15 protein-coding genes are annotated in these 17,615 nt (G+C 68.2%); 10 read left to right on the top strand and 5 right to left on the bottom strand.

The genetic code is table 11. From position 1 onward, the window contains the following. The first annotated feature begins 129 nt into the window (after nucleotides 1-129). Both zapE and J2852_RS15330 read left to right on the top strand, forming a co-directional pair. On the top strand, nucleotides 130-1,278 hold the full coding sequence (zapE, locus tag J2852_RS15335; protein ID WP_209876949.1) for a cell division protein ZapE: 1,149 nt from the start codon (nucleotides 130-132) through the stop codon (nucleotides 1,276-1,278). 95 nt (nucleotides 1,279-1,373) lie between these two features. Next, nucleotides 1,374-2,495, top strand: coding sequence for a sensor histidine kinase (locus J2852_RS15330; protein WP_209876947.1), 1,122 nt, complete (start codon nucleotides 1,374-1,376; stop codon nucleotides 2,493-2,495). A gap of 18 nt (nucleotides 2,496-2,513) precedes the next feature. On the opposite strand, the gene J2852_RS15325 is transcribed toward J2852_RS15330, so the two are convergent. After that, nucleotides 2,514-4,502: an ATP-binding response regulator gene (locus J2852_RS15325; protein WP_209876945.1), complete on the bottom strand. Its 1,989-nt coding sequence runs from the start codon at nucleotides 4,500-4,502 to the stop codon at nucleotides 2,514-2,516. Nucleotides 4,503-4,625: 123 nt separating this feature from the next. Between J2852_RS15325 and J2852_RS15320 the strand changes: the two genes are divergently transcribed. Together J2852_RS15320 and J2852_RS15315 are read left to right on the top strand one after the other, a co-directional pair. Next, nucleotides 4,626-5,675, top strand: coding sequence for a chemotaxis protein CheB (locus J2852_RS15320; RefSeq protein WP_209876943.1), 1,050 nt, complete (start codon nucleotides 4,626-4,628; stop codon nucleotides 5,673-5,675). A 48-nt stretch (nucleotides 5,676-5,723) separates the two neighbouring features. Beyond that, nucleotides 5,724-6,713, top strand: coding sequence for a chemotaxis protein CheB (locus J2852_RS15315; protein ID WP_209876941.1), 990 nt, complete (start codon nucleotides 5,724-5,726; stop codon nucleotides 6,711-6,713). A 7-nt stretch (nucleotides 6,714-6,720) separates the two neighbouring features. On the opposite strand, the gene J2852_RS15310 is transcribed toward J2852_RS15315, so the two are convergent. Further along, complete coding sequence (locus tag J2852_RS15310) at nucleotides 6,721-9,000, bottom strand: CheR family methyltransferase (protein ID WP_209876939.1); 2,280 nt, start codon at nucleotides 8,998-9,000, stop codon at nucleotides 6,721-6,723. Between the two features lie 79 nt (nucleotides 9,001-9,079). Further along, entirely contained in the window at nucleotides 9,080-9,811 is a 732-nt protein-coding gene (locus J2852_RS15305; RefSeq protein ID WP_209876937.1) for a response regulator transcription factor, read from the bottom strand. A gap of 510 nt (nucleotides 9,812-10,321) precedes the next feature. On the opposite strand from J2852_RS15305, the gene J2852_RS15300 reads away from it, so the two are divergent. The 4 genes from J2852_RS15300 (at nucleotide 10,322) to J2852_RS15285 (ending at nucleotide 13,476) form a co-directional block, all read left to right on the top strand. After that, a complete protein-coding gene (locus tag J2852_RS15300; RefSeq protein WP_209876935.1) occupies nucleotides 10,322-10,747 on the top strand; it encodes a hypothetical protein in 426 nt (141 codons plus the stop codon). 94 nt (nucleotides 10,748-10,841) lie between these two features. Continuing rightward, a complete protein-coding gene (locus J2852_RS15295; protein ID WP_209877011.1) occupies nucleotides 10,842-11,957 on the top strand; it encodes an S-(hydroxymethyl)glutathione dehydrogenase/class III alcohol dehydrogenase in 1,116 nt (371 codons plus the stop codon). 7 nt (nucleotides 11,958-11,964) lie between these two features. Further along, complete coding sequence (gene fghA / locus J2852_RS15290; protein ID WP_209876933.1) at nucleotides 11,965-12,816, top strand: S-formylglutathione hydrolase; 852 nt, start codon at nucleotides 11,965-11,967, stop codon at nucleotides 12,814-12,816. Nucleotides 12,817-12,990: 174 nt separating this feature from the next. Beyond that, on the top strand, nucleotides 12,991-13,476 hold the full coding sequence (locus tag J2852_RS15285; RefSeq protein WP_209876931.1) for a cupin domain-containing protein: 486 nt from the start codon (nucleotides 12,991-12,993) through the stop codon (nucleotides 13,474-13,476). Nucleotides 13,477-14,472: 996 nt separating this feature from the next. Here J2852_RS15285 and J2852_RS15280 read toward each other — a convergent pair. After that, entirely contained in the window at nucleotides 14,473-15,051 is a 579-nt protein-coding gene (locus J2852_RS15280; RefSeq protein WP_209876929.1) for an LOG family protein, read from the bottom strand. 21 nt (nucleotides 15,052-15,072) lie between these two features. After that, nucleotides 15,073-15,933: a pyridoxal kinase PdxY gene (gene pdxY / locus J2852_RS15275; protein ID WP_209876927.1), complete on the bottom strand. Its 861-nt coding sequence runs from the start codon at nucleotides 15,931-15,933 to the stop codon at nucleotides 15,073-15,075. A gap of 290 nt (nucleotides 15,934-16,223) precedes the next feature. Here pdxY and J2852_RS15270 point away from each other — a divergent pair, with 290 nt between their 5' ends. Continuing rightward, complete coding sequence (locus J2852_RS15270; RefSeq protein WP_209876925.1) at nucleotides 16,224-16,658, top strand: hypothetical protein; 435 nt, start codon at nucleotides 16,224-16,226, stop codon at nucleotides 16,656-16,658. Nucleotides 16,659-16,729: 71 nt separating this feature from the next. Beyond that, the gene (locus J2852_RS15265; RefSeq protein ID WP_209876923.1) at nucleotides 16,730-17,605 is read left to right on the top strand and encodes an HpcH/HpaI aldolase/citrate lyase family protein; all 876 of its coding nucleotides are present in this window, start codon (nucleotides 16,730-16,732) and stop codon (nucleotides 17,603-17,605) included. Nucleotides 17,606-17,615 lie beyond the last annotated feature (10 nt).

Raw genomic sequence — 17,615 nt, 5'->3', positions numbered from 1 at the left:
GCGGTTTCCAGCATTTATATCGGATATTCTTAAAATTATCACTAACGCGCCGGGGGTACGCCGGACGTTGCCCTCCCCGCCCGCATCCGTTAGGAAAAGGTCTTCTCCAGCCAAGACCCGCTCGATCCCATGTCAGACGGACCGCTTTCGCTCTATCGCGCCCGGCGCGGCACCGGCACGCTGCGGCCGGACCCCGACCAGGAACTGGCCGCCGAGAAGTTCCAGAGCCTGTACAATGCGCTGAAGGGCTACCGCCCGCAGCCGGCGTCCAGCGGCGGCAAGACCGGCTGGCTGGAGCGTTTCGGCCTCGGCCGCAGCCGTCCGGAACCGGTGGAGGCGCCGCAGGGGCTCTACCTCTACGGCGGCGTGGGGCGCGGCAAGTCCATGCTGATGGACCTGTTCTTCGACACCGCCCCGGTCGATAAGAAGCGCCGCGTCCATTTCCACGAATTCATGCTGGAGGTGCACGAGCGCATCCACCAGCACCGCCAGTCCGGCAAGGCCAAAGGCAAGGAGGCGGACGACTCCCTGCCCGAACTGGCCCGCGCCTTGGCCGACGAGGCGTGGCTTCTCTGCTTCGACGAGTTCCACGTCACCAACGTCGTGGACGCGATGATCCTGGGCCGGCTGTTCACCAACCTGTTCGATCTGGGCGTGGTGGTGGTGGCGACCTCCAACTGGCCGCCGGACATGCTCTACAAGGACGGCCTCCAGCGCGAGCTGTTCCTGCCCTTCATCGCGCTGCTGAAGGAAAAGCTGGACGTCCTGTCGCTGGAAGGCCCGACCGACTACCGCCTCGACCGCCTGCACGGCAAGCCGGTCTATTTCTGGCCGCTCGGCCCCGACTCCGACGCCAGGATCAAGCAGACCTTCGCCGACCTGACCGACGGCGCCGCCTGCCAATCCACGCACCTGCTCGTCCAGGGCCGCCGCGTGGACATCGAGCGTGCGGCCAAGGGCGTTGCCTGCGTCGATTTCTGGGACCTCTGCGGCAAGCCCTTCGGCGCCGCCGACTACCTCGCCATCGCGACGCACTTCCACACGGTGCTGATCGACGACGTGCCCACCATGAAGGACGAGCTGCGCAACGAGGCCAAGCGCTTCATGACGCTGATCGACGCGCTGTACGAGCACAAGGTCAACGTCGTCGTCGCCGCCGACGGCCCGCCGGAGCGCCTCTACCCCGAAGGCACCCACGCCTTCGAGTTCGAGCGCACCGTGTCCCGCCTCATGGAGATGCAGTCCGAGGACTACCTGAAGAGCCCGCATCTGACGTGATCTTCCGGCACCTCCCGGCGCGCCCGTGACACTCCGGCCCCTAGCCCGTTTTCTCTGATGAGAGCGAGAGAACGGCAGTTGGCGAAGAGAGTGCCATGGGATCCATCGGCGAACGCACCGACGAGGTGGAAGAGCTTCGGCGGCAACTGGCCATATGCGAGCAGGAACGCGAACAGCTCGCCGTGGCCTTGGAAGACGCTCAAGCCGAGGTCGAGCGCTTGGCCGAACAGGTGGCGCGCCTTCAGGCCGACAACAGACACCTGAGACGCAGCGCCGGCGGAATGGCGCATCTCCTCAAGCAGCGCATGGCCGATCCGGTCCAGGAGGAGCAGAGCGCCGGGCAAACAGCGCCATCCCAGACCGAAACCGAAAATGCCATTCTGGCCGAAGAACTCCAGGTCACCGTGGAGGAACTCCAGGTCACGGCCGAGGAGCTGGAAAAGGCGAACGAAGAGCTGCGCCAGCTCAATCAGGAGCTGGAGCGCCGCGTGCGGGAGCGCACGGAGGCGCTGGAGCGCACGCTGGTCGAACGGGACGCACTGCTGCGCCGCAAGGAACTTCTGGTCAAGGAGGTGGACCACCGGGTCAGAAACAGCCTCCAGATGGCCACCAGCCTGCTCAGCCTGCAGGGCCGGAAAGCCAGCGCGGAGACCCGCCAAGCGCTTCAGCTGGCGATCGGACGCATCCACGCCATCGGGCGGGTGCACGCGCTGCTGTACGACAAGGGAAATTCCGAGGCGGTGCGGTTCGACAGCTATCTGCAGGAGGTCTGCACCAATCTGGCGACGAGTTTCGGGGTGGACCATCGCCGCCGCACCCTGCTCGTGGAGGCCGAACCGATCTGGGTCCCGGCCGATGCCGCCCTTCCCCTCGCGACGGCGGTGAACGAGCTGGTGACCAACGCGCTGTGGCACGCCTTCAGCATCGACACGCCCGGCACCGTGTGGGTCCAGTTCCACCGCGAGGAGAACGGGCGCCTGACGCTGACCGTGGCCGACGACGGCCGGGGAATGAAACCGCGCCACAACGACATCGGCGGCGGTACCGGTGGCGGCACTGGCGGCGGCAGCTGCGGTGGATTGGGCCTGGAGATCGTGTCCTCCATCGCCCTGGGCCTGCGGGCCGACATGACCATCGGCCGGAAGGGCGGCACCAGGGTCACTCTATCGCTGCCCGCGATGCCGCACCCCCAGATGCCACAGCCCCCGATGCCGTAACCGACGTGAAGATGCCGTTCAGGACCGCATCGCCGCGCCCAGCGCCTCCGCCAGATCGGTGGGCTGGACGGGCTTGTGCAGCAGGCGGCAGCCGAGCGACATGGCCTCCCGCAGCCGTTCCGGCGCCGTGTCGCCGGTGATGATGACGCCCGGCACGTCCCAGCGGCGTCGCACCAGCTCCACCACGGACTGTCCGGTGCTGCCGCCCGGCAGGCGGTAGTCGGTCAGCACCACATGCGGCCGCCGGCGCAGGTGCGGCAGCGTCGCGGCCAATTCCTCCGTCGAGGAAACCGCGACGACCCGCACGCCCCAGCCTTTCAGCATCATGGTCAGCCCCCGGCGGACCGGCTCGTCGTCCTCCACCAGCAGCACGGTGCGCCCCTTCAGCCACGCCGCCACGCCGGTGTCCGCGACCGGCGTTTCCAGCCGGATCGCCGCCGGGCCACGGGCGCGCGGCACCGTCACGGAAAAGACCGAGCCGTGCCCGACCTTGGAGCGCACGCTCACCTCCAGCCCCAGCAGCTGGGCGATCCGCGCCACGATGGACAGCCCCAGGCCGAACCCCCGCGCGGCGTTGCGCTCCGGGTTCTTCAGCTGGCGGAACTCCTCGAAAATCGCCTCGCGGGCGTCCTCCGGAATGCCGGGGCCGTTGTCCCACACCTGGAACTCCACCCCACCCGCCCGGTGCCGGCAACCGAACAGCACCCGCCCGCCACCGCCACCTCCATTCCCGCCCCCATTCCCGCCCCCGTTCCCATCGCCGCCCCGGCCGTGCGCGATGGCGTTGGACAGCAGATTGCGCAGCACGCGCTCCAGCAAATGCGGATCCGTGGCGACGGGCGCGTGGCACGGCCGGCAGCGCAGGTCGATTCCCTCCATCTCGGCCACCCCGCGGAATTCGGCGGCGAGACGCAGCATCAGTTCGTCGGGCCTGAAATCGCAGACCGTCACCTCGACGGCGCCGGCCTCCAGGCGCGACAGGTCGAGCAGCCCGCTCAGCATGCCGTTCAGGCTGGCGATGGAGGCCTTCAGCAGGTCGAGCGATTCCTGCGCGGCGGGGTCCGCGCCGACGCTCGCGCGCAGCACATGGGCGTACAGGGCCGCCGCCTGGATCGGCTGGCGCAGGTCGTGGCTGGCGGCGGCGAGAAACCGGCTCTTGGTGCGGTTCGCGGCCTCCGCCTCGTCCTTCGCGCGCCTCAGCCGCTCGTCGGCCAGCTTCCTCTCGGTGACGTCCTGGAACATCACGGCGACGCGCCGCTCGTCGGGGGCGCCGACCTTGAAGACGTAGAAGTTGAACCATGTCCGCAACGGCGCGGCGTACAGCTCCGTGCGCGTGGCCACACCGTCGCGGGCGGCACGGCCGAACACCTCATACCAGTAGGGCTCGAAGGACGGATCGATCTCGCGCAGCCGCCGCCCGGTGTAGTCTTCCCCGACCATCCGCCGCGCGGCGGGGTTCATGTCCAGGTACAGGATATCGACCGGCCGCCCATCGCCGCCGTCACCCTCGAAGATCACCTCGGCAAGAAGGAAACCTTCGTCCATGGCCTCGAACAGGGTCCGGTAGCGGGCCTCGCTCTCGGCCAGTTGGGCGGTGCGTTCCTCGACGCGCTGTTCCAGATCGGTGTTGGCCCGTTCCAGCTCCTCCGTGAGCACCTGAAGCTCCTCGTAGGAGGTCAACAGTTCCTCGGACAGCTCGACCTCGTCCTGGCGGACGGTCCGCAGGCTCCGGTCGCTGCGCGCGAGGGCGTCGATCAGCTCGGCCCGGCGGGTCTCGGACAAGGCAAGGCGGCTGTGCAGGTCGGCGATCTCCCGCCGGTGCGCCTCCAGCTCCTCTTCCAGCCGGATCCGGTCCGCGACCAGCAGGCGCGCCTCCTCCTGCGCGTCCTCGGCGGCGACCAGCGCCTGTTCCAGGCTCCCGTCCAGCTCGGCGACGCGCCGTCGCAGCCCCTCGTGGTCCGGATCGGTTTCGCCGTCATCCTCCCGGCTCGATACGGAATACCCCACGGCTCCCCCTCGCCATTTCGGACGTGCGCACACAATCGCACAACCCGCTCAACAGCGCGCCTAGTGAAAGGTCGTAGACCGAAAGCCGAAATTCCTTCGCCGCCGCTCTGTTGTTTAGCCTGTATGGAAAAGCGGAACATTCTGGCGATCGGTGCCTCGGCCGGCGGCGTCACCGCCCTTCAGAAGCTGTTCTCGGCGATGCCGCGCGATGTTTCGGCCACGGTCTTCGTCGTCCAGCACGTCGGCCGCAGCCAAAGCGTGCTGCCGGCCTTGCTGACGCGCGCCGGCTGGCTGCCGGCCTTCCATCCGCAGGACGGTCAGCCGGTGCGGCCGGGCTGGATCCACGTCGCCCCGCCCGACCACCACCTGCTGGTCAAGGACGGCCGCACGCTGGTGCGCCGGGGCGCGCGGGAGAACCGCTGCCGCCCGGCCATCGATCCCCTCTTCCGGTCGGTGGCGGTGGCCTATGGGCCGCGCGCGGTCGGGGCGATCCTCACCGGCACGCTGGACGACGGGGCCGCCGGACTGCGCGCCGTGAAGCGGTGCGGCGGCGTCGCGATGGTGCAGGACCCGGCTGACGCCGAATGGCCGGACATGCCGCGCCACGCCTTGGAGCACGCTTCGGTGGACGCCCCGATGGACGCTTGCGTGCCGCTGTCCGACATGCCGGCGCTGCTCGCCCGCCTTCTGAACGAGCCGGCCGGGCCGGCGGTGCCGATCCCCCGGGACGTCCTGATCGAGGCGAGCATTCCCGAGAAGGAGTTCAACACCGTGCCGGAGGACACCGGCGCCGTGGGGCGGCCGAGCACGCTGAGCTGCCCGGAGTGCGGCGGCAACCTGATGGAGATCGAGGACGGGCCGCTTCTGCGCTTTCGCTGCAAGGTCGGCCACGCCTACAGCCCTGGGACCCTGGCCGACTCCCACCGTGAAGCGGTTGAGCACGCCATCTGGGTTGCCCTGCGCACCCACGAGGACCGTGTCATCATGTTCCGGCGGCTGGCCGAAAAAGCACGCGACCACGGGCATGCCGGCGTCGAGGCGAACTGGACCGAGGCCGCCGGTGAGGCCGAACGGACTGTCGGGCTGCTGCGGGATGTCCTGTCCAGGCAGGGGGGAGCCTTGGCGAGCGGCGCGCCCGTGCTGCCGCTGGCCATCCCGCGGGAAGCGGATTGATATCCTTTCTCCCATTTCACTCGGAGAAAGGTGAAAAGGAAGACGCTCATGGAATGCCATGCCCTGATCGTGGTCGGCGCGTCAGCCGGCGGGGTGGAGGCGCTGGAAGCGCTGGTCCAGGGTCTGCCGCGCGACCTGCCGGCGGCGGTGTGCGTCGTCCTGCACGTCGGAGACCGCCGCAGCACCGCTCCCCAAATCCTCGCCAAGGCCGGCCCGCTGCCGGCCAGCCACGCCACCGATGGGGAACCGGTCCAGTGCGGCCGCATCTACGTGGCGCCGCCCGGCCATCACCTGGTGGTGGACCTGACCCGTCACCTGCGCCTGACGCGCGGCCCGCACGAGAACAGCACCCGGCCGGCCGCCGATCCCCTGTTCCGTTCAGCCGCGCAGGCTTATGGATCGAACGTCGTCGGCGTGGTGCTGTCCGGCGCACTCAGCGACGGCACCGCCGGCCTTGGCGAGATCAAGCGCCGGGGCGGCACCACCGTGGTGCAGGACCCGGAGGACGCGCGGCACGCCGGCATGCCGCGCAGCGCGCTCGGCAACGTCACCGTCGATCATTGTCTGCCAGCCGCCGCCATGGGCAAGCTGCTCGCCCGGCTTGTCGCTGCGGCGGTTCCGGATGCGGCATCCAAGGAGGAAGCACGCATGGAAGGTGAGTACACTCTGAACCGGCCGATCACCCTGACCTGTCCGGAGTGCGGTGGGTCGGTCAAGGAAACCGGCGCGGACTCCCTGCCCTATTTCACCTGCCACATCGGCCACCGCTTCGGGGCCGACAGCATGGAGGAGGCGCAGTTCCATGTGGTGGAGCAGGCGTTCGAAGTGGCGCTGCGGGCCCTGAACGAACGCGCGGGCCTGTGCTACCGCCTCGCCGAGGCGGCGTTGCGCAAGGGTCAGGCGCTGTCCGCCAAGCGTTGGGAGGACGCCGGCCGCGAGGCGCGGGAGCGGGCTGACGTGCTGATCCGCTTCCTCGGCGAGGAATGGATCCGCCCCTCCGCCACTCCCGACGACGGCGAGCAGCCGGCCGGGGCGTAGGAGCCGCCTACTCCCCCGCCGGCGCCTCCTGGTCGCCGGCCATGCCCAGCTGCTGGCGTTCGGTGGTGTCGTGGACGATGGCGACGAGGATCGGCGGTTGCTCCTCGCCGAAGTGCTGAAGGCAGACCTCGACCGGGTAGCGGCCCCGGTGGCTGCCCTCCATCACCGTCTCGAAGACCACCTCCATCTTGTCGCCCGACAGGAGGGGGGCGACGAGGCGCTGGAACCGCTCCGCCGACACCTCCGGCATCAGGTCGAACACGGCCATCTGCTTCAGCTGGTCCAGCGTGTAGCCCAGTTTGGTTTCCGCCCCCCGGTTGACCAGCAGGAACCGGAAGCTGGCCGCGTCCAGGAAATACACCTCGTTCAGCGACTCGCCGATGACGCGCCCGAGATAGCCGGCGAAGGCTTCGGTGCGGCTCTGCTCCGTGATGTCCTCGATGATGAGGACGACCCCGCGCGTCTCCCGCACCTCGTAGAGCAGGGGCGACAGCCGGACGCGGCAGGTCACCCCCCGGCCGCGCTGGTCCACGGCGTTCAGGGTGACGGGCTGCTGCGGCGTCTCCTTTTCCAGGATGCGCTCCAGATCGGCGCGCAGCCGCTGCACCGGCAGGCCGATGTCGAGGCCGAGGAAGGACTCACCCTGCGCCTCCTCGGCGCGCAGGCCCCACATGTTCTCGCCCCAGCGGTTCCACGAACGAACGCACAGATCCTGGTCCAGGACGATGATGCCCACGTCCATGCTGCGCAGCACCGATTCCGAATAGCGGCGGAACTCGCCGGATTCCTCGCCCTGGCGGCGCAGCTCCTCGTTGGCGACCTCCAGCTCCTCGTTCGCGGAACGCAGCTCCTCGTTCATGGTCTCCAGCTCCTCGTTGGTGGACTGGAGTTCCTCGTTGGTCGTCTCAAGCTCTTCGTTGGTGCTTTGCAGCTCCTCGTTGGTCGTCTCCAGCTCCTCGTTGGAGCTTTGCAGCTCCTCGATGGTGGTCTCCAGGCTCTCCTGCGCGGCCTCCAGCTCCTGTTGCAGCAGGAAGTTGCGGCCGGTGTCGGTGAAGGACAGCAGCGTGGCGAAGGGCTTGCCGTCGCGCCCATAGAGCAGCGAGATCTCGATGGTCAGGCGCATCGTCTCGCCCGGCGGGCGGGTGAACTCCTGATGGTCGATGCGCACCATGCGCCCGGTCTTCTGCACCTCCTCGATGCGCGAGCGCAGCTCGGTCGGGCGGTAGGAGATCGACAGGTCCTGGAACGGGCGGCCGATATCCACCTCGCCGACGTCCAGCAGCCGCCGCGCCATGGCGTTGGCGAAGACCAGCTGCCCCTCGCTGTTGACCGACAGGTAGGCGGTGGTGCTGCTGTCCACGATGCCTTCCATCAGGCGCGTCTGAAAGCTCGGCCGGTGGTTGTTGGGCTCCGGCGCCATGGTCAGGCTGCCGCCCAGGCTGCGCCGCCATTCCTGCGGCACCTTGCGGAAGATGCGGCTCTTCAGATCCACCGGCTCGAACATCTTGGAGCGCGCCAGCTGCGTTTCCGCCTTGCCGAGGAACAGGACGCCGTCGTTGACCAGGGCGTAATGCAGGCGCGGCAGGACGATGTTCTGGGTTTCGCTTTCCAGATAGATCAGCAGGTTGCGGCAGACCAGCAGGTCGATGCGCGAGATCGGCGCGTCATTCACGATGTTGTGGCGCCCGAAGATCACGCATTTGCGCAGTTCGCGCTGGAAGACGTAGTGGTTGTTGGTCCGCTCGAAATACTTCTCCAGAAGCCCCGTCGGCACGCTCTCGACGTCGCGCGGGGCGTACATGGCGTGGCGGGCGGTGTTCAGCGCCACTTCGTCCAGGTCGGTGGCGTAGATCTTCACCCGTGCGCAGAAGCCATCCTTGCCCATCGCCTCGGCGAACAGCATGGCCAGCGAATAGGGCTCCTCCCCCGACGCGCAGCCGGCGCTCCAGATGCGGATGGGCCCCCGGTCGGCCCGCCGCGCCAGGATGCGCGGCACCACGTCCTTCTTCAGCACCTCCCAGGCCTCGGCGTCGCGGAAGAAGGAGGTGACGTTGATCAGCACGGTGTTCAGCAGATGGATGAACTCCTGCGGGTCCGCCTCCAGCAGGCCGTGATAGGTGGCGAAGTCCTCGCAGCCGACCTCCTCCATGCGCCGCCGGATGCGGCGTTGCAGGCTGGTGCGCTTGTAGCCGCGGAAGTCGAGGCCGCGGCTTTCCTGGATGTAGCGGATCAGCGCCTCGAACTCGGGTTCAACGGGTTCCTTGGCGCTGGGTTCTTTGCTGGACATGGCGGCCACGCGGCTGAAAGGGACGCCATCATATCGGGACGACCGCGCCGGCCTCAACCGGACTTCGGACCGTCCCCCTTCACATCGTCAAACCGGACTTCGCGGCCAGCAGGGCCAGTTGCGTGCGGTTGCGCACGCCCAACCGCTGCATGATGCTGCGCAGGTGCACCTTCACCGTGCCTTCCAGCACGCCGAGCGAACGGGCGATCTCCTTGTTCGACTGCCCGTCGAGCAGCAGCTTCAGCACGTCGCGCTGGCGCTCGGTCAGCCCCTCCATGGCGCCGGGCACCAAAGGCGGGGTCTGCGCCACGGGTGCCGCCGCTTGCGCCGGCCCCGCGCCGGGACGAGGCAGCGGGGCGTAGATGCCGCCGCCGAGCACGATGGGCAGCGCGTGGTCCAGCACCTCGGCCTCCGCCCCCTTGGGCAGGAAGCCACGGGCGCCGGCCTGGATGCACGCCGTGATCAGGCTGGCGTCGGGCGAGCCGGAGATGACCAGCAGCGGCACCCCGTCGAGGATGCGCAGCATCGTCTGGACGCCCGGCAGCCCGTTGGAATCGCCAAGCTGAAGGTCGAACAGCACCGCCGATAGGTTGCCGACGGACTGGACCCGCCGCACCGCCTCGGCCAGCGAGCCCGCCTCGAACACGGTGGCGGCCGGAAAGCGCACCCTGATGGCCAGCGCCAGCCCGTGCCGGACCAGCGCGTGATCGTCCACCACGAGCAGCCGAGGCGCGGCACCCGCAAGACCGGCCTGTCCGAACACGCCCCCCGCGCGCACCGGATTGAGCCCATAGCGTCCATGATGACCCATGTGGGACCTCCGCCGCTTGCATCTTGGCGGTATGGGATCCGCCTTATTTCATCGGATGAACACCTGGGAACGCAAAATGGCACGGAAATGCGGCAGCCGTGCAGGGGAAGGGCACGGCTGCCGCCAAGACGCCCGGCAGCGGGGAGGGGCCGGGCCAGTGCCGATGCGGAAACAGTCCGGCAGGGAGCGCCGAATGGACGTCCCCAGTCCTGGAGTTTGGGGATCCGCTCCTGCGGGCAATCGCTTCAAGGCCCGTGGAAGCCGTCGGACTGGCCCCGCATTCCTGGTGAAGAACCGCCGCCATGGACCCCTGTGCCGCGCAACGGACGCGATATGTCGAAAGCGGGCCCGGATCGTGTCCCGTGCCGTGGCAGGCAGAAAGCGGAAACCGCCTCGCCAACCGGGGCACCCCCACGGATCCGCCTCTACTCCCGCTTCGCGTTGAAGAGTTCCGCCCTCCTCGCGTTGTATCCCTGTAACGAGGACCAACGGCGGATGAGGCGGCGGGAAATGGCTTGGCGGGCCGGGTTCAGTGCCCTGGCAATTCTTACGGCGACGCTTCTGACGACGGCTCTGACGATGGCCCCCACGGCGCGGGCGGCCAGCGTCGATTGCTGGCTGCTCGACGGCGACAAGCTGGACCAGGCGCGCGACCGGGGGCTCTGCCAGGACGCCTTCTCCCGCAACTCCAAGGCCGGCAGCCCGCCCGTCATCACGGCAAAGGCGGCGCCGATCCCCACCGCCAAGCCCACGCCCCCGAAACGCACCGCCTCCAAGGCCAAGTCCACGCGGACGGCGAAGGCCCCTCCCCCGCGCAGCAACCTCTCCACCGCGTCCGCCCCCGCCCGTCCGGCCGACGTGGATTTCCTGACGCAGTTCCAGCGCGACTGGAATTCGCTGATGAAGGCGCTGGGCGCCGAAGCCCCCCGCCGCTGACACGCCCCCTTTCCAGGCCGGCGCCTGTTGTGCAAATCTCCCCGGAACGATTCAAAAAGAATCCACGATTCAAAAGAACCTGGAGAGGGTTATGATCAAGTCGCGCGCCGCCGTCGCCTGGGCGGCCAACCGCCCGCTGGACATCGAAGAGGTCGAGGTCGCCGCGCCCAAGCAGGGCGAGGTGCTGGTCCGCATCGTCGCCACCGGCGTCTGCCACACCGACGCCTACACCCTGTCCGGCAAGGATTCGGAGGGCGTGTTCCCGTCCATCCTCGGCCACGAGGGCGCCGGCATCGTGGAGGAGGTCGGGCCGGGCGTCACCTCGGTGCAGGTCGGCGACCACGTGATCCCGCTCTACACGCCGGAATGCGGCAAGTGCAAATTCTGCTTGTCCGGCAAGACCAACCTGTGCCAGGCGATCCGCGCCACCCAGGGCAAGGGCCTGATGCCCGACGGCACCACGCGCTTCACCGCGCGCGGCCAGCAGGTCTTCCACTACATGGGCACCTCCACCTTCTCCGAATACACGGTCCTGCCGGAGATCGCGGTGGCGAAGATCAACAAGGCCGCCCCGCTGGAGAAGGTCTGCCTGCTCGGCTGCGGCGTCACCACCGGCATGGGCGCCGTGATGAACACCGCCAAGGTGGAGCCCGGCGCCACCGTCGCCATCTTCGGGCTGGGCGGCATCGGCCTGTCGGCGATCATCGGCGCGGTGATGGCCAAGGCCTCGCGCATCATCGGCATCGACATCAACCCCGACAAGTTCGAGATCGCCAAACAGCTGGGCGCCACCGACGTCATCAACCCCAAGGACTACGACCGCCCGATCCAGGAGGTTCTGGTCGAGATGACCGACGGCGGCGTGGACTACAGCTTCGAATGCATCGGCAACGTGCAGGTCATGCGCGCCGCGCTGGAATGCTGCCACAAGGGCTGGGGCGAGTCGGTCATCATCGGCGTCGCCGGTGCCGGCGAGGAGATCAGCACCCGTCCGTTCCAGCTGGTCACCGGCCGCGTCTGGCGCGGGTCGGCCTTCGGCGGCGTGCGCGGCCGTTCCGAGCTGCCGGATTACGTCGAGCGCTACCTGAAGGGCGAGTTCGAACTGGACACCTTCATCACCCACACCATGGGCCTGGAGGACATCAACCACGCCTTCGACCTGATGCACGAGGGCAAGAGCATCCGCTCCGTCATCCTCTACAACCAGTGAGGCCGGCATGGAGCAACTTTCAGCCAACAAATCCTTCGGCGGCTGGCACAAGCGCTTCCGGCACCGTTCCTCGGTGCTCGGCTGCGACATGGTGTTCGCCGCCTTCCTGCCCCCGCAGGCGGAGACGGGGCGCGTCCCCGTCCTCTACTGGCTGTCCGGCCTGACCTGCACGGACGAGAACTTCATGCAGAAGGCCGGCGCCATGCGGACGGCGGCGGAGCTGGGCATCGCCATCGTCGCGCCGGACACCAGCCCGCGCGGCCCCGACGTGCCCGGCGACCCGGACGGCGCCTGGGACTTCGGCCACGGCGCCGGCTTCTACGTCAACGCCACGCAGGAGCCCTGGGCCACCCACTACCGCATGCACGACTACGTCGTGAATGAGTTGCCGGCGCTCGTGGAGGCGGAACTCCCCGTCTCCGACCTCCGCTCCGTGTCCGGCCATTCCATGGGCGGCCACGGCGCGCTGGTCTGCGCGCTGCGCAATCCGGGGCGCTACCGTTCCGTCTCCGCCTTCGCGCCCATCGTCAACCCGGCCGCCGTCCCCTGGGGTGAGAAAGCCTTCGGCCGCTTCTTCGGCCAGGACTGGGCGCAATGGCTGGAATGGGACAGCTGCGCCCTGATCGCCCGCACCCCAAAAGATCAGGCGCAGGAACGTCTCCCCATCCTGATAGACCAGGGCGACGCCGACAGCTTCCTGCAAACCCAGCTGAAGCCCGAAGCCCTGCAACAGGCGGCCTCGGCGGCCAACCACCCGCTGACGCTGCGCATGCAGCCCGGCTACGACCACAGCTATTTCTTCATCGCCAGCTTCATTGACGACCACCTGCGCCACCACGCGCAAGCGTTGTTGGCATAGCGACCACCCGGCGCCCCGCCAAAGAAAGCAAACATTCGCCAAGACTCGACACCGATTAGAGGCGGCACGCACCGGCTATTGAGTTCACGCCACCCCTGCGTCCTGGGAGTAAAATCACTTCCCCGGTGGATTTCACCACCGGCGAAAGGCTCCCAGGACTCAGGGAGGTGCCTCATGAAGTTTGCAATGATCGCAACGAGCATTCTGGTTCTGGCTGGAACGGCACCCGCCGCCGTCGCTCAAACGGCCACACCGTCGGACACTCACAAAATGGTGACGCCAACGGAGTTGACTTGGTCTGCCGCTCCGCCGGTCCTACCGAAGGGAGTGCAACTCGCCGTGCTGTATGGCGACCCGGCCAAGGCGGGGCCCTTCGTCATGCGGCTGAAGATACCGGCCAACCAGCATCTTCCCGCGCACACGCATCCCGTCGACGAACTTGTCACGGTAATCTCGGGCACGTTCAAGCTCGGCATGGGCGGCCAAATGGATAAGAACAAGACACAACCCCTGCCGGCGGGCAGCTTCTTCGCCCTTGCGCCCGGCGCGCCCCACTTCGCCTACATCGACGAGGAAACCGTGGTTCAGATCGCCACGAACGGCCCCTGGGGCCTGACATACGTGAACCCGAGCGACGATCCGCGCCAAAAAACCCAATAAGCCAAAACCCAACAAAGCCTCGACACGCTCACTGGGAAGGGTACCCCAACGCCCTTCCCCATCCTTGACGTGCACCACGCGCATATATAGGATCAAAGTCCTTTATTGCTTCCGGGAGGACGGACCATCACCGTCGCGCTGGGGTTCCGCCGAGGCAAGACCTGCATCCCCCGCGACCGCACGCAGGGCTTGGCGGCACTCGGCTTCTCCCACCCAACCCTAGTGGCGGCCTGGAACCGCTCCGACCCCAAATGCCTGGACAGTTGCGTCCTCCGCTACGCCCAGGACGGCCGCGCCCCCACCGAAGGCCCCGACGCGCGGGACGGCCCACCGCCGATCACCTGTGAGGAAGGCCGCCTCGTCCCCCGCTCGCCCTACCCGGACGAGGTCTGGGCCCGCGTTGCCCGCCTGATCGCCGCCGGCTACTCACCGACCGAAGCCGGACAGAAGGTCGGCATGCACCGCACCACCATCTGGGGCGCCTGGCAGGAGCACACCGATTTCCGCTACCGCACCTACTGGGAATACGTATCGCTGGTCCGCGAGGCCCGCGCCAAACTCCGCCGGCACAACGCCCTGCTCGCCCCCTCCTGGACTCTGCCGCCGGATGATGAAGGCCGGTTGGACCGTCCGTTGCCGCCTATTATCCCGGATAACACGGGCCCCCACCCTAACCCTTCCCCGCTGCGCAGGGGAGGGAACTCCGCCGCTTCGCCCAAACTCCCTCCCTTGCGCAGCGGGGGAGGGAAGGGGCCCACGGCAAAGCCGTGGGAAGGGTGGGGGCAACACTCCGACAATCATTCGCCCACGCATCGTTGTGCACCCACTGCACAACATACGCCTACCTACAAACCCCAGCATCCCCCTGACACCAAACGTCAATCCGCCCCAAAACCCCGTTGTGCAGATTCGAAAACCTCCGAAATCTGCACAACGGTGCACAATGAGGCGGTGCACAATGGGGCGATGCACAATGGGAACGCGGCCCCGGCCGCCTCAGGTGCGCCCCTTGTCCAGCCACTTCTCCACGACCGGCGGCTGATACTCGGCGAAGGCATCCAGGATCGCCTCGCCGCTCTCCTCCACGACCAGCATGCTGCGGTGCTTGGGCTTCATGAACTGCTCCCCGGCCACATGGTCGAGGAAGCCGGCCAGCCCATCGTAGAATCCCGCCGCGTTGAGCAGGCCGCAGGGCTTGTCGTGGCGGCCGAGTTGCGCCCAGGTCCACACTTCGAAAATCTCTTCCAGGGTGCCGATGCCGCCGGGCAAGGCGACGAACCCGTCCGACAGCTCGGCCATCAGCGCCTTGCGCTCGTGCATGGAACCGACGACGCGCAGGTCCTGCACGCCCATGTGCCCGACTTCCTTGTCCATCAGGAACTGCGGGATGATGCCGGTCACCGTGCCGCCGGCCGCCAGCACCGCGTCGGAGATCCGCCCCATCAGGCCGGTTCGCCCGCCGCCGTAGACCAGACCGATGCCGCGCTCGGCCAGCAGGCGGCCGAACCGCTCCGCCGCTTCACCGTAAGCCGGGTTCGTGCCGGGGTTCGACCCGGCGTAGACGCAAATACGCATGGATTGTCTCAAATCGAAGGTTCAGCGCACGCGGGTGGCGCGGAACAGGTGGGTGGGATTCACGAACTCGTCCTGCGCGGCGATCAACTGAAGCTCGCGCGTGCCGAGACGGCGCGTGGTCAGGAAAATGGCGTAGATCGCCGCCGCCGCCTGCTCCAGCGCGTGGACGGGATCGTAGGCCTTCAGATAATGGGCCAGGAACAGGGCGGCCACCGCGTCGCCCGACCCGCTGGGCGCGGGGTCGAGCGGCAGGCGCGGGGTGGAAATCAGCCAGGCGCCGTCCGTGTCGTCGGCCAGCATTTCGATGCTGTCGGCGGGGGCGTCCTTGCGCGTCAGGCTGGTGACCAGCACCAGACGCGGCCCACGCGCCCGCAGCGCGGCGGTGGCGGCCAGCGCGTCCTCCAGCGTATCCACCTTGCGGTCGGTCAGATACTCCAGCTCGAACTGGTTCGGCGTCAGCAGGTCCGCCGCCGGGACGGCGTGCTCCTTGATGAATTCGGGCAGGCCCGGCCGCACGAAGAAGCCACGCCCGACATCCCCCATCACCGGGTCGCAGGCGTAGACGGCGCGCGGGTTGGCGGCCTTCACGCGGCCCGCCGTCTCGACGATCACCTGCCCCAGCCCGACATCCCCCATGTAGCCGGACAGGATCGCGTGGCAGTTGGGCAGCACGCCGCGCGCGGCGATGCCGTCGATGACGTCGGCGATGTGCTCGGCCGTGAAGACCTGCCCGGTCCATTCGCCGTAGCCGGTGTGATTGGAGAACTGCACCGTGTTCACGGCGATGGCGTCGAAGCCCAGCCGTTGCAGCGGGAACACCGCGGCCCGGTTGCCGACATAGCCGTACGCGACGTGGGATTGAATCGAGAGGACGGTCTTCATGGCGGAAAGCCTAAGCCAACGGGCCGCCGCCGTAAACCGTTCAGCCCCGTGACAAGGCCGACATGCGTCAATGACGCACCTTGCGACGCACCGCGCAGCACCGCCGCGCCCATCCCTATGAAAAAGTGCGCCTCACCACCCCGGTCACGGTATTGGCTCAATGTCTACATCGCATTTTTCATTTCACTCCTGACATTCCACTTGGATTCGCGAAACCAAAAAGCTCTTTGCGCAGTAATATTCGAAGCATACCTTCAGGCCCGCGAACGGATTTTCTTCGGGAGAGGGTCATGGCGATCGAGTTCAACCGCATGAAGCTGCGCCGGAAAGGCAACGCCCCGGTTCAGCTGGCGGGCAACGCGGTCCTGCACCTCGACGGCGGCATCGACCTGTTCGGCGACGCCATGGACCACGCCGCCACCATCGGCGCGTCGGTGGAGGGGGCCGACGCCATGAAGCCGCTGGCGGATCTGCCGCCGGAGCAGGTGACGGCCGCCGACTGCACCGGCTGCTCGCTTGCCGCCGCGTCCGGCCCGTCCTGCCGCTGCCTTCAGGTGGACCGTTTCCGGGTGGGGGAGCACACCTCGCTCGCCCCGATGATCCTGCGCCCCGGCCTGCCGGTCGCCATCCACCGCCACGCCGAAGCCGACGTGACCCGCAACCTGTGGCGCGAGTTCGCCGTCTTCCGCGCCGTCCGCGCGCTGGGCAACGTGCAAGCGGCATGATCCGCATGGACTCCCCTTTCTGCTGCGGTTACTCCTGACCCGCAGACCGCGACAAGAAGGGGGAAACCGCCATGGCCACAACCGTCCGCCCGCGCCGTAGCGTGCTCTACATGCCGGGCTCCAACGCCCGGGCGCTTGAGAAGGGTCGGACGCTTCCCGCCGATGGCCTGATCCTCGATCTGGAGGACGCCGTCGCCCCCGACGCCAAGGCCGAGGCGCGCGCCACCATCAAGGCCGCCATCGCCGTCGGCGGCTACGGCGGCCGGGAACTGGTCGTCCGCACCAACGGCCTGAACACCCCCTGGGGCTACGACGACCTCGTGATGGCCGCGACCAGCGGCGCCGACGCCGTGCTGCTGCCCAAGGTCGAAAGCCCGGACATGGTGCGGCAGGCCGAGGCCGTGCTGCGCGCCAACGGCTCGCCCGACTCCCAGTCCATCTGGTGCATGATGGAAACCCCGCTCGGCATCCTGAACGCCAGGGAGATCGCCGGGGCGTCGCCGAAGCTCGGCGGGCTCGTGCTGGGCACCTCCGACCTCGCCAAGGACCTGCACGCCGCCCACACGCGCGACCGGCTGCCGATGATCACCAGCCTGGGGCTCTGCCTGTTGGCCGCGCGGGCCTATGGGTTGGCCGTGCTGGACGGCGTCCACCTCGACCTGAACGACGACGAGGGCTTCGCCCAGTCCTGCCGCCAGGGCCGCGAGCTGGGCTTCGACGGCAAGACCCTGATCCACCCGAAAACCATCGCCGCCTGCAACGCGGCCTACGCCCCCAGCGCCGACGAGGTCGCCGTCGCCCACCGCATCATCGCGGCGCACGCCGAGGCCGCCGCCCAGGGCAAGGGCGTCGTGCTGGTGGACGGCAAGCTGGTGGAGAACCTCCACGTCGAAAATGCCCGGCGCCTCGTGGCGCTGGCCGAAGCCATCGATGCCCTGGGGCAGTAAAGGCTGAGCG

Origin of the sequence: Azospirillum soli, assembly GCF_017876165.1 — a bacterium.
Classification (GTDB): domain Bacteria; phylum Pseudomonadota; class Alphaproteobacteria; order Azospirillales; family Azospirillaceae; genus Azospirillum; species Azospirillum soli.
Note: the sequence above shows the minus strand (reverse complement) of the source record. Positions and strands in the feature narration are given on the sequence as shown.